A 12857-nucleotide genomic window follows, 5' to 3' on the forward strand; every position below is an offset into this window, starting at 1 on the left:
CTTCGAAGCCACCGGGTCGGACCTGCTACCAGCGTTCCAGGCAGCCTGAATACGATCAACACATCGACCCTGTCCGTCGAAACGGGTCAAGCCCAGTCGAAGTCGTGGACGGCATGACCACTGTTGGAGTCAGCCTTCCTGAGCCATCGCGGATTGATCTCGCGTTCGATCAGCGTCCGAGCTAGAGCCTCGGATGCCTTGTCAGGCGGTTTCAGCAGGTGCTCCGGCAGTTTCGCAGACCGGCTTGATCTCATCCCCATTTCGCAACTGCCCCTGCCTCTCGCCTCTGGCAACACGACTCCGCTTCAAGTCTGACAGCTGGGGCTTCGGCGCGCCTGCCTCAGTCCGGAGGTTGCGTGGCCGCGTCGCCGGTTTGCTCGCGTCATTGCCCGCCGTCTGCTTGGACGAGACGCCGCACCACAAGCCGGGCCCAGGTCCAAGCCTTGGAGTACCGCCATCAGGGCGTCGACAACATGCAGCGCTGGATCGGCAGCTCACGAGCCGCGCGGCGTGTGGTCACCGACGGCAGGAGGCGGTTACTCGTCCGCGGCACGCAAACGCCGCCGCGACGGGTCGGACCCCGTACGACGGCGGCGGCCAGTCACCTTGCGGGTGACCGGCCGCCGTTGCGTCGATCAGTTAGAGCTTCGCGGCGCCCGCCTCGACGGCCTCCTGCACCGCCGAGGTACGGCGGAGCTCGGCCCGCTGGTCGCCGGCGTCCTCCCGGTCCGGGCTGGCCACCCGGGCCGACCGGTTGGTGGTCGCCGCGGCCTGGTCACCTGTCACACCACCGCGGATCCGGTTGTTCGCGGCCACCTGGGCGGCCGGGTCGTTGGACGTCACCGCCAACTGGCCATTGATGATGTTGTCGTCGACGGTGACGCCACCTGTGGTGCTGGTGATGCTCACGTCCCCACCCCAGTAACCGCCGGAGGCGCAGCTGTCGAGGGTGCCGTTCGGGCCGAGCTGCACACCGCCCAGGTTGCCGGCGAAGGTGGCCCGGCCCTGGACCGCACTGCCACACACCACGCTGCCGGTGGCGCTGTTGAGCACCGACAGCGTGCCGTCGACGAACGAGTCGTGCACGTCGGTGTAGTAGGTGCCGGTGCTGCTGAGGTTGCGCTGCACCTGGGTGCCCCGGTCGAGCCGGACCTCACCGGCACTGACGTTGACGTGCCCGGTGACCGTCGACGCCTCGGCGAAGAGGAAGCTGTCGATGGTCGTGGAGCCCTTCGGCCGGACGGTCAGGGTGCCGGTGCGGGCGTCCTTCAGGAAGATCCCGTACCCCCCGGCCGCGAGCACGACCTGCCCGTCGACTGTCGTCTCGGTCGCGTCGAGGTAGCCGTCGGCGGCGACGCGTACCTCACCGCTGACCCGGCCGCCTGTCACCACCAGGTTGCCGCCGGCCGCGACGGTGACGTTGCCGGTGATCGTGGTGCCGGTCAGCGCGCAGGACTCGCCGGCGGGCACGAGCAGGTCGTTGGGCACGGTCACCGCGCCGCCGGTGCCGATGCAGTGGGTGACCAGGTCGGCGTGTGCGGTGGGCGCCACGGCCAGCACCGAGGCCGCGATGACGGCGCTCACGGTGGCCAGCTTGGCGACGGTACGTCCGGGCATCGTGGTACTCCCTGTCGGTGAGGTTCGAGGACTCATGCGCCGACGTCCGATCGGGCCGCGGCCCGGACGATGGCGCCTTGCTGCCGCCGGTCGAGCGTTCCGCCGGTCACGAGCGCGGCGGTGACCGCCTCGACGTGCCGGACGAACGCGGCGTGGTCGGCGTAGTCGGCGTGTTCGTCGATCAGATCGTTGATGGTGCAGCCGTCGCCGGTGTCCACGTTGGCCACACCGCTGTCGCTGCCGTCGATGACCACCGTGGCCCGGGTGTCCGAGTCGGGGCAGCTGTCGGTGCCGTCGGCCACCACTGTGAACGTGGTGGACTGCTCGGTGGAGGTGTTCCCCGCCGTGTCGGTCGCCCGGTAGCGCAGGGTGTGCGCGCCGGGTGCGCGGACGGCGACCGGAGCGGTGTACGCCGTCCAGCCTCCGGTGTCGAGCGCGTACTCGATCTTCGCCACGCCCGACTCGGCGTCGGTGGCCGTCACGGTGACGGTCGCGCCGCCGACGTACCCGCCGTCGTCGTCGCGGTCACCGGCCAGCGTGGCGGCGACCGTGGGTGGGGTGGTGTCCTCGGCCTGCGGCTCGACGACTGTGAAGTGGGCCATCTGCTCGGCTGACGTGTTCCCGGCGGCGTCGGTCGCCCGGTAGTGCAGCATGTGCATCCCGGCCGCGTTCACCACGACAGGGTTGGTGTACGCGGTGAAGGAGGCCCCGTCCAGCGCGTACTCGATGGTGGCGACACCGGATCCGCTGTCGGTGGCGGTCAACGTGGCGGTGGCCGTACCGATGTAGTTGCCGTCGTCGTCGCGGTCGCCGGCCAGTGCGGCCGTGACCACCGGCGCGGTGGTGTCCTCCTCCCCCGGCTCGACGATCCGGAACGCCACCGAGCCGACGGCGCTGGTGTTGCCGGCCTGGTCGGTGGCGCGGAACTGCACCGCGTGGTCACCGACGGCGGTCACCCGCACCGGCTCGGTGTACGGCTGGAAGCTGGTGTCGTCGACCTGGTACTCGACAGTGTCCACACCGGAGCCTGCATCGGTGGCCGTCACGGTCACCGTTGCCGCGCCGACGTAGTTGCCGTCCGGGTCCTGGTCGCCGGACACCTCGGCGGTCACGGTCGGCGCGGTGGTGTCGCCGCCGCCACCGCCGTCGGTGACCACCAGCTCACCGACCATCGAGCTGTGGCCGGGGATCGAGCAGAAGTACCGGTACCGTCCCGGGGTCAGCGTCACCGTCGCCTGGTGGCGGCCGTCGTTGGCGTCGAAGGGGCTGGCCAGGATGTTGAGTGTGACGTCGTGGTTGTAGCCCTCGGTGCTGGTGTCGAAGGTCAGGGTGTGCGGCATCCCGGTGGTGTTGCCGGTGGCCGCGCTGTTCTCCCAGATGATCGTGGTCGCTCCGGCCACCGCCGTGGTGGGCGCGGACTTGTAGCGGGTGATGCTGTCGTCAGCTGTCCAGGTCAACACCTGGTCGGCGGCGACGCGCGGGGCGGCGGAGGCGGGCACTGCGGCCAACGGGATCACCGTGAGCAGGAGCGCCGCCAGCGCGGCCTTCAGTCGTCGGGTCATTGTCACTCCTAGAGTTCCCGCACGCGGATGTTGCGGAACTCGGTCAGGTCGTTGTCACCGTGGTTCTGCAGGCCGATGAAGCCGCGCAGGAACTGCCGCAGGTCGGTCGGCGGGTCGCCGGCGCGCGACGACTGCTTGCCGGGCGTGTTGTCGAACTCATTGATCACCACGCCGTTGCGGATCATCGTGTAGTGCTGCCCGACGACGCGGATCTCGTAGTCGTTCCACTCGTTCTTCGGCGTCACGCCGGCCTGGGCGAGCGGCACCGGGTCGAAGTTGTAGACCGAGCCGGTCTTCTGCGGCTCACCGGTGTCACCGTCGTAGATCTGGATCTCGTGTCCGCAGTAGATCGCCATCCAGGCGGGTGAGGTCCGCGCCGACCCGACCGTGCCGCAGCTGTCCGGTGGCCGCTGGTCGAGGGGGGTTCGTAGGTCCGGGAACCGGACGAAGACTCCGGTGTTGGCCCGCCCGGTGCCCGGGGCGATGTCGCGGAACTGCACCTTCAGTGAGAAGTCGCCCAGCTCCTTGGTGTGCCAGAGCATGCCCAGGCCACCGCTGGAGCGCAGCGCCCCGTCCGGCTGGATGGCCCACGACCCCGTCGGTGCCTGCTGCCAACCACGCAGTGACTCCGCGGTGCCGTCGAAGAGCGGCTCGTACCCGGTGTGGCCGTCCCGACCAATCTCCGACGCGGCGGCCAGCCGGGTGAGGGTGCCCGACTCGCGGCTGCTGAGCAGGCCGTCGTCCTGCAACGCGCGGGCCACGTCGGTCACGTGCCGGACGAAACCGTTGTGGTCGGCCCAGGTGCTCTCGTCGTCGATCAGGTCGTTGGCCGTGCAGCCCTGCCCGACCGTGCGACTGGGCACCCCGGTGTCGGTGTCACCGAGCCACACCGTCGGCCGGTCGTCGGGCACCGCGCAGCCCACCGTCACAGTGGTCTGCACCGTCGCCGTCTCCCCGTCTGCGTACGTGACGGTGAGCTTCGCGGTGTAGGTGCCGACAGTGGCGTACGTGTGCCGGGGGTCCACCTCGGTCGACGTGGCGCCGTCGCCGAACTCCCACCGGTGGCTGACGCCGCCGGAGCGGGAACCGGTGAAGGCGACAGTCAGCGGCTTGTTCTGCACGGCGGTCGAGGTCGCCGCCGGTGCCGGGGTGGGCGCGCCGCCGGTGTAGCTGATCCGGATCAGCTTCTGGTTCGCGTGCAGGCTGAAGAACCCGCCGCCGTAGTCGAGCAGGTAGAGCGCGCCGTCCGGGCCGAACTTCGCGTCCATCCAGCTCTGCAGCCGGGTGTCGCCGTTGCCACCCGGGATGATGGCCCGCAGCGACTCGGCGTACACCGGCGGGGCGGCCGTCGGCACGCCGGCCGGGTCGACGGTGACCGCCACTCGGTTGGCGGCGTTCGACTGGTCGCCGATGAACCACTTGCCGTCCCAGTGCTCCGGCCACGCCATGCCACTCGTGGTGTCGACGAGGCTCCGGTGGTACGTCGGGCCGGACATGATGGCCTGCCCGCCGCCGCGCAGGTACGGCTGGGTGTAGGTGGCGTCGGCCGCCACGTACGTCGGCAGGCCGCTGCCGTCGGTCCGCTTCGGGAACACCGGGCCGCCGCCGTCCGGCGAGTACCAGATCATGTTGTCCCGGGCCGCCGGGATGTCCTCCAGTCCGGTGTTGCGCGGCGAGGTGTTCTTCAGGTTGTCGCAGTCGTACCAGCCGGTCAGCACCGTCGCGTCGGTGTTGCTGCGGTCGCGGTAGGGCTGCCGGTTGCCCATGCAGTACGGCCAGCCCTGGTTGCCGGCCGAGGTGATGATGGTGGCCGTCTCGTACTTCGCCGGGCCCAGGGTGGGGCTGGGCGACGAGGCGTCCGGGCCGACCCAGCCGGCGGTCAGCCACTGGTGCACCGGGTCGATCTGGAGGCGGGCGATGTTGCGCACGCCCATCACGTAGATCTCCGGTCGGGTCTTCTCGGTGCCCGGTGGGAACAGGTTGCCCTCCGGGATGGTGTACGTCCCGTCGGCCTCCGGGTGAATCCGGATGATCTTGCCGGCGAGGTCGTTGGTGTTACCCGACGTGCGGCGGGCGTCCTGGAACGAGATCCCCTGGTACTCCTGGGTCCAGTTGTTGCCGGCGTAGCCCTGCGACCCCTCCGAGGAGTTGTTGTCGCCGGAGCCGACGTAGAGGTTGCCCTTGGCGTCGAACGCCATGCCGCCGCCGGCGTGGCAGCAGCTGTGGATTTGCACGGGGAACTGCAACAGGTCCTTGCGGGTGGCCTGGTCGATGGTCTGCGCCTGCCGGTCGTAGGTGAACCGTGAGACGGTCCGCTGACCGACCCGCTTCACCCGGTCGACCGACTCGTGCGGCATCCAGTAGACGTAGAGCCAGCCGTTCTCGGCGAACTTCGGGTCGGGCACGATGCCGAGCAGGCCCTCCTCGTTCTTCACCAACTCGGAACCGCTGCCCCGGTTGCCCATCACCTGCAGCGTGGTGAGCAGCTTGACCTGCTTCGTACGCGGATCCCAGGAGTGGATGGTGCCGCAGCCCAGGCCGACCTTCGGGTCGTTCCAGTCAGCGATCGGGCCGGTGGGGCAGGCCGCCTTGCCGACGTAGAAGACAGTGCCGTCCGGGGCGATGGTCAGCCCGTGTGGCTCGCCGATTTGGTCCAACTGCCCGGTCTGGTTGGCGGCGGTGAGTCGCTCCACCTTGTAGTTCGCGGCGATGGTGGCCTGGCAGTCACCGCGTACCCGACCGGTGGTCCAGTTGAGGGCTCCGGCGAGGTGGGCGCGGAACGCCTCCTCGCCGTAGCTGCCCTCGGTGTGCCCCATGCCGGTGTAGAACGACCGGCCGCCGTCGTAGTCCCGGCACCAGGACACCGGGTGGAACGGGCCGTTGGCGCCCGGACCCGGGTCGTAGTGGCGTTCCTCGACCTGGGCGAGGGTGTGCACGGCGCCGATCGGGTTCGGGTCCCAGTTGTCCCAGCGGTCGGACCGGGTGACGGTCAGCGGCAGCGACGCCGTGGCCGGGTGTTTGCGGTCCAGGATGTCGACGACGGCCCGGTTCACGGGGGTCGGCGGCGGCGCGGTGGCCGCGCCGGTGAACAGGCGCAGGTCGGCGAGCTGGATCAACGGCTCACCGCTGTTGGCGGTGATGTTCAGCCGGTAGCGGCTGAACTCCTGCGGCGCGGCGATGTCGAACCGGCGGGTCTGGAACCGCTCCGCGAAGCTCTGGCCGGTGCGTCGGTCCAGATCGGACCAGTTCTGCCCGTCGTTGGAGCCCTGCAGCGTCCAGTCCTTCGGGTCCCGCCCGACGAAGTCGTTGGCCGACGTCAGCGCGTACCCGGTGATCCGCTTGGGTGCGGCCAGCTGGTACGCCACCCACGCGGTCGGGGTCCGGACCAGCCACTTGGTGTTGGCGTCGCCGTCGGTCAGCTTCTCCTTGGTCTCGCTCGGCGGGTTGTCACCGCTGGCGGTCACCCCGGCCACCGGCTCGGCGACCGGGATGGCGCCCGCCGGGCGGGCGCCGATCAGGCCGGTGAACCAGGTGGAGTCGACCTGCGCGCGGGCGGCGTCGGCGATGCCGACGAAACCGCCGCCGGCCTTGACGAAGCTCTGGAGCGCCGACTCCTGGTCGCGGTTCAGCGCGGCGCCCGTCGCGGAGAGAAAGACCACGCTGCGGTACGCGGACAACCCGGCCGTGGTGAAGGTAGCCGGGTCGGTGGTGGCCGTGACATCGATGTCATGAACGGCACCAAGCTGTTTGATGGTGTCGACCGCGCGAGAAACCGGGTCCTGTTGCTCGGCCACCGGGCCGTGGAACACCAGGACCGCTGTCTGCTGCGGCTGCGCCGCCTGGGGGGCGACCGCCGTTCGTGGTGCGGCCGAGGCCGCCGTCGTCGCCGGGATCAGTGTCGCGAATGCCGCTACCGCGGCGAGGGTTCGTCGTAACTTTCGGGTCATGCCCGTCCCCACTTTCGGTTCGGTCAGCTTCCGTGCGTGTGGGTGTGGCCCTGGAACCGGTGGATCGCCTCCTCGGCGCCCGGCGGCATGCTGCCGTCGGCGTTGCGCACCAGGAAGATGCCGGCCATGCCGCCGTCGGAGTGCGTCTGCACGTGGCAGTGGTACATCCACGCGCCGGGTCCGACTCCCTCCCCGGCCAGCACCTGGAAACCGAACGAGCTGCCGGGGTTGAGGTCCTTGTTGTCGACCACCAGGCTCGGGTCGCTCGGCCCCTCCAACATCCCGGTGCGGTTGTCCGCCCAGCGGTGCGCGTGCAGGTGGAAGGTGTGGAACAGGTTGCCGTGGCCGATCGCGATCCACTCGACGCGCTCGCCCAGGTTCGCCTCGAACATCGGCGTCGCCGGGGCCATCTTGTTGTTGATCATCATGTCGTGGAACACGGCCGTGAACTGCTTCGACGGCAGGATGTCGCCCCGCCGCCGGACGACCAGCGCCCCGTACAGTCCTTTCGCGACACCGCCGGTGCCGTGGTCGGTGCCCATCGCGTGATCGTGGTAGTGCCAGTAGCCGGCGCTGCCCGGCATGTACCGCCGGCCCGCCGCGGCCACCATCTCGTGCGAACGCCAGACGTACGTCCGCGTCTCACCGGGATTGTTGAACGAGGCGTTGAACGGGCTGCCGTCGGACTCGGTGCTGTAGTCCACCCCGTGCGGATGGATGGACAGCCGCTGGTCGGTGGTGTTGACCAGGGTGATCTCCAGGGTGTCACCCTCGTACATCTCCAGGATCGGGCCCGGAACGGTGGCCTGACCGGGCGCCAGGCCGTACCCGAACAGGTTGCCGGGCAACTGTTCGGCGTAGATGGTGATCTTCTTGGTGACACCGACGGCGGCCCGGGCGGGGCTGCCGCCGAACACGGTGCCGATCGTTGGGGCGGACGCGCCCAACGCCCCGGCGGCGAGCGCGCCGGTGGCGATCAGCGATCTGCGGGACAGGTGGCGGTGAGGGCCACCAGCGTGATCGTCCATGGGTCTCCGTTCCCGACCGGGCGAAGACGCGACGAGGGCAGGGTGCATCGACCCGAGCACGGGGGCGGTGGCACGACTGAGGGTGAGGCTCGTCGCGAACTTTGCTCGGAAGACTCAAAGCTTTCTATGGATGACAGCAACTTATGTAATCCATCGACGAAAGTACAGCTCTGATTGCAAAAAGATTACCTTGACATCACGACGCCCGTCGATTGACATGAAGCTGACACACAAGCAGACGCCGGGCTGCCGTCAATGCGGCAACCCGGCGGTCAGGCGTACGGAAGAGTGGTCAGAGGTGGTGGCGGTCGTCTGCCGGCAGGCCGGTGGCCTGCGGTGGCTCGGGCGACTGGTCGGGCTCACCGAGCTGCGCGACGTGTGTCGGGTCGAGGACCCGGGAGAGGAACGCGCGGGTCCGTTCGTGCTTCGGCGCGCCGAGCACCTCCTGCGGCGGCCCCTGCTCGACCACCACGCCACCGTCCATGAACACGACCCGGTCGGCGACGTCGCGGGCGAACGCCATCTCGTGGGTGACCACCATCATCGTCATGCCGTCCTCGGCCAGCTTGCGCATCACGGTGAGCACGTCGCCGACGAGTTCCGGGTCGAGCGCGGAGGTCGGCTCGTCGAAGAGCATCAGCTTCGGCTCCATCGACAACGACCGGGCGATCGCCGCCCGCTGCTGCTGCCCACCGGAGAGCTGCGCCGGGAAGGCGTCGGCCTTGTCGGTCAGCCCGACCCGCTCCAGGTTGGCCCGCGCGACCCGCTCGGCCTCGGCCCGACTCCGCCGGAGCACCCGGCGCTGGGCGATGGTGAGGTTGTTCAGGACGGTCAGGTGCGGAAACAGGTTGAACGACTGGAAGACCATGCCGATGCCCCGGCGGACCGCGTCGATCTCGACGTCCGGGTCGGTCATCTCGACCCCGTTCACCCAGATCTTGCCGGCGGTCGGCTCCTCCAGCAGGTCGACGCAGCGCAGCAGTGTCGACTTGCCGGAGCCGGACGGGCCGATGACGCAGACCACCTCGCCCTGGCCGACCTCGAAGTCGATGCCCTTGAGCACCTCAAGGGGGCCGAAGGACTTGTGCAGGTCGCGGATCTCCACGGCGGGGCGGGATGGGGTGGTCGTCATCGGGTCACCGAGCCTTGGCGTAGCGGAGTTCGAGGCGTCGTACCACCTGCGACAGCGGCAGGGTGATCACCAGGTAGGCGAGGCCGGCCACCAGCAGCGGGGTCGCGTTCACCCGGTCGTTGAGCATGTCCCGACCGAACTTGGTGATCTCGATGGTCTGCGCCGTCACCCCGAGCACGTAGGCCAGCGACGAGTCCTTGGTGAGCAGGATGAGCTCGTTCGTCAGCGGTGGGATCACGATCCGGAACGCCTGCGGGATGACGATCGTGCGCATGGCGGTGAAGTGCGACATGCCGAGGGTCCGCGCCGCCTCCATCTGCCCCTTCGGCACCGCCTGGATGCCGGCCCGGATGGTCTCCGCCATGTACGCCGCGGCGGTCAACCCGAGGCCGATCGCGATCGACCCGAACACCCCGCCCGGAATCTCGCGCTCCGGGAAGGCGATCGGGATGCCGTACCCGACGAGGAAGAGCACCAGCAGCGCGGGCAGACCCCGGAACAGCTCGATGTACGCCGTCGCCACCCAGCGGTACGGCGCCACCCTGGACAGCCGCATCAGCGCCAGGATGGTGCCGAACACCAGGCCGAAGGCGAAGGCGCCAAGCGTGTAGAGGACGGTGTTGCGCAACGCGACCGTGATGATCGTCGGGAACATCGACTTGATGATGTCCACGCGGAAGAACGCGTCGGCCAACCTGTCCCAGTCCGCGGCGACGAGCACCGCGGCGATGATGGCGATGAAGACCAGGTACTGGAGCCCGAGGGACAGCCGCTCCCGCTGGCGGCGTCGCAGCTTCACGTTCGCTCGTTGCCTTCCCGGAGGTTACTGACACGGAGGGCGCGCGGGACGCGCGCCCTCCGGTACTGCGCGGTGCTCAGGCGCTCGGCCGCTCTGCGGCTCAGGCGCTGGGCCGCTTGCCGATCCACTTCTCGTAGATCGTGTCGTAGGTGCCGTCCTGCTTGGCCTTGACCAGCACCTCGTTGATCTTCTTGAGCAGCTCCGGGTTCGCGTCCTTCTTCACCGGGAAGCCGTACTGCTCGCCGGTGTCGAACTCGGCGGCCACCTCGAACCCGCCCGGGTTCTTCTTCAGGTACTCGGTCCAGACCGGCAGGTCGTTGATGGCGGCCTCGACCTGGCCGTTGGCGACGGCCTGCTGGAGGGCGGCGAGGTCCTCGAACTCGACCAGCTTCAGGCCCTTCTCCGCCTCGAGCTTCTTGGCGTAGTCACGACCGGTGGTGGCGGCCTGGACGCCGAGCTTCTTGCCCCTGAGGTCGTCGAGCGACTTGTACGGCTTGCCGGTCTTCACCAGCATCGCCTGGGTGGCGTCGAAGTAGGGATCGGAGAAGTCGATCACCTTCCGCCGCTCGTCGGTGATGGTCATGCCGGCGGCAGCCGCGTCGCACTTGCCGGTGTTGAGGTCCTGGCCGGACTTGATCCCCTCGAACGGGGTGTCGATGATCGTCTGCTCGACGCCGAGCTCCTTGGCGACCAGGTCCATGATCTCGACGTCGAAGCCGGTCACCTTGCCGCTGGCGTCCTTGGACTGGAACGGCGGGTACGGCAGGTGGGTGCAGACGGTCAGCTTGCCCGCCGCGACCAGCTTGACGCCGCTCGCCTGGACCTCACTGTCGTCCTTCTTCGCGCAACCCGCGGTCAGCGCGAGGGCGGCGACGGCCACGACGAGGCCGGCTTGACGGACGGCGCTTGGGAACCTCACGGCTGTGTCCCTCCGATGCGGCTTCCATTGCACAGAAAGCCAATCTGGTTCATAGACTTTGCGATAAGCGACCGTACCCGATCCGGCCCGTCGCCCCCAGATCACGCTGGGACCGCTCCGCCGACGCGGCAGACCGACCCCCGGCCGGCAAACCGGACACCCGTGCAGCAAAGCCCCTCAGCCGCCGGTTCCCTCCTCCGCCCCGTCCGGAGTGAGGGCCCCTTCGTGCGGGTCTGTGTCCAGGAACACGTGTTGGTGGCCATGGCCGGCGTCGACGCTGATCTGGTCGAGCTGGGTCGCCGCGACCGACCAGATCGTCGCCGCCTCGGCCGCCTGCCGCGCCGTGACGTCCAGCAGGGCCGCCCGCTGCGCGCCCGGAACGCCGGCGGCCAGCGCGTAGGCGTCGACGGCCAGCGACGCCTGCTGGACCGCTCCGCGCAACCCTCCGCGCGCCACGTTGGTGGCGGTGGTCCCCGACGGCGGGTCGGCGAACGGCTCGGCCGCCTGCCGCATGACCTCCTGCCACTGGCGCGCCTTCGCCGGGTCCGGCGCCCGTCCGGCGGTCGCCTCCGTCTTGATGGCAGCCAGCACCGGGGCGACCTGGTCGCGGACGCGTCGGGCCGTCTCGATCAGCTCCACGATCTGCTGGGCGTCCCGCTTCGCATCGGCCTGCTTGATGCTCGCGATGGTCGCCTCGGTGGCGTCCGGGCGACCCACCTGATAGCCGACCAGGCCACCCAGCAACGCGGTGACCAGTGCGATCACGCCAGCGACGGCCGCGAAGCGCACTGTGCGCTGGCGGCGCACGTCGGCCTTGTCCAGCTGGTAGGAGGGTCGGCCGGTACGGCGCGCCATCGCATCTCCTCACATCGATGGTGTGGGGCCAAAGATTAGCCGCCCCTCGTGACGTCCGTCGATAGCGAGGGCGTTGACACACCCCCCTAGACCGGGTAGCCCCACTCGGCCAGCGGCTTCTCCAGCACCCGTTCGATAGCGGCGAGCTGCGCCGGGCTGAGTTCGTCCCGGTACGCCTCCGCCCGGCCCATCGTGAAGTCGTACCGGGAGAAGCCCTTCTCGAAGGCGGGCGACCAGCTCAGGCCGAGGAAATCGAGCATCCGGCCGACCTGCTCGCGCGGGTGCTCGACCAGGTCCTCGTAGCGCACGTCCAGCCACTGGTCGGCCGGGTGACGCAGCCGAGCCTGGGCGAAGGCGTCCATCAGCATCTTCCAGCCCAGCGCGGCGAGCACCTGAAAGGACCGAGCGGACTCGGTCCACTCCTCCCGCAGGTCGGACGGGAGCGGGCCGTAGATCCAGTTGTCCGGCCCGCGCCACCCGTCCCACCAGCCCATCTGGAGCCACGAGTTGGCCACCGCCCGGCCGTCGCGCACCACGTTGACCACCCTCACCTCCGGGTACGCGGCGTGCAGCAGGCCGGTGCGCGGCCACCCGGTGACGTGCTGCAGCAACTGCTGACAGCCCTGCCGCGCGATCCGCTCGTCGAAGAAGGCCCGCAGCCGGCGGGCCACGAACGGCGTCAGGTCCTCGGCCACCAGGTCCCGGCACGGTCGGGAGAAGCCGGCCAGCACCTGCCGGTCGAGCAGGTGGTACGCCTCCGACGGCGCCACCCGGAGTCGGCCCCGCTCCAGCAACCGTCGACTGTGTCGCAGCGAGGTCATCCCCGCCGGACGCGGCGCCGAGCGCCGGTAGAGCGCGCCGTTGAACCGGCCCTTGAGGTTGAGCCGGGCCAGTTTGTCGTCCAGGCCGGAGACGAAGCCGACCGCTGGATGCCGGGAGAGCAGCTCCTGGACAAGTGTCGAACCGCAGCGACCTGTGCCCACCACCAGTGAGAGCAT

9 protein-coding genes are annotated in these 12857 nt (G+C 69.6%); all 9 read right to left on the minus strand.

Going from position 1 to position 12857, the window contains the following annotated elements:
* Positions 1-639 precede the first annotated feature (639 nt).
* Positions 640-1617, minus strand: a complete 978-nt coding sequence (locus ABZU74_RS32300; protein WP_355432013.1) for a hypothetical protein — start codon at positions 1615-1617, stop codon at positions 640-642.
* Between the two features lie 32 nt (positions 1618-1649).
* Positions 1650-3179, minus strand: coding sequence for a plastocyanin/azurin family copper-binding protein (locus ABZU74_RS32305; protein ID WP_355432016.1), 1530 nt, complete (start codon positions 3177-3179; stop codon positions 1650-1652).
* Between the two features lie 8 nt (positions 3180-3187).
* Entirely contained in the window at positions 3188-7126 is a 3939-nt protein-coding gene (locus ABZU74_RS32310; protein WP_355432019.1) for a ThuA domain-containing protein, read from the minus strand.
* Positions 7127-7149: 23 nt separating this feature from the next.
* Positions 7150-8154, minus strand: a complete 1005-nt coding sequence (locus tag ABZU74_RS32315) for a multicopper oxidase domain-containing protein (RefSeq protein WP_355432022.1) — start codon at positions 8152-8154, stop codon at positions 7150-7152.
* Positions 8155-8446: 292 nt separating this feature from the next.
* Positions 8447-9286 (minus strand): amino acid ABC transporter ATP-binding protein, encoded by an 840-nt coding sequence (locus ABZU74_RS32320; RefSeq protein ID WP_355432026.1) that lies wholly within the window; start codon positions 9284-9286, stop codon positions 8447-8449.
* A 4-nt stretch (positions 9287-9290) separates the two neighbouring features.
* The gene (locus ABZU74_RS32325) at positions 9291-10085 is read right to left on the minus strand and encodes an amino acid ABC transporter permease (protein WP_355432029.1); all 795 of its coding nucleotides are present in this window, start codon (positions 10083-10085) and stop codon (positions 9291-9293) included.
* A gap of 100 nt (positions 10086-10185) precedes the next feature.
* A complete protein-coding gene (locus ABZU74_RS32330; RefSeq protein ID WP_355432032.1) occupies positions 10186-11004 on the minus strand; it encodes a basic amino acid ABC transporter substrate-binding protein in 819 nt (272 codons plus the stop codon).
* A gap of 177 nt (positions 11005-11181) precedes the next feature.
* Positions 11182-11859, minus strand: a complete 678-nt coding sequence (locus tag ABZU74_RS32335) for a hypothetical protein (protein WP_355432035.1) — start codon at positions 11857-11859, stop codon at positions 11182-11184.
* A gap of 86 nt (positions 11860-11945) precedes the next feature.
* Entirely contained in the window at positions 11946-12857 is a 912-nt protein-coding gene (locus ABZU74_RS32340) for a sulfotransferase (protein ID WP_355432038.1), read from the minus strand.

Source organism: Micromonospora sp. NPDC005171, assembly GCF_040608575.1.
In the GTDB taxonomy this organism is placed as follows: domain Bacteria; phylum Actinomycetota; class Actinomycetes; order Mycobacteriales; family Micromonosporaceae; genus Micromonospora.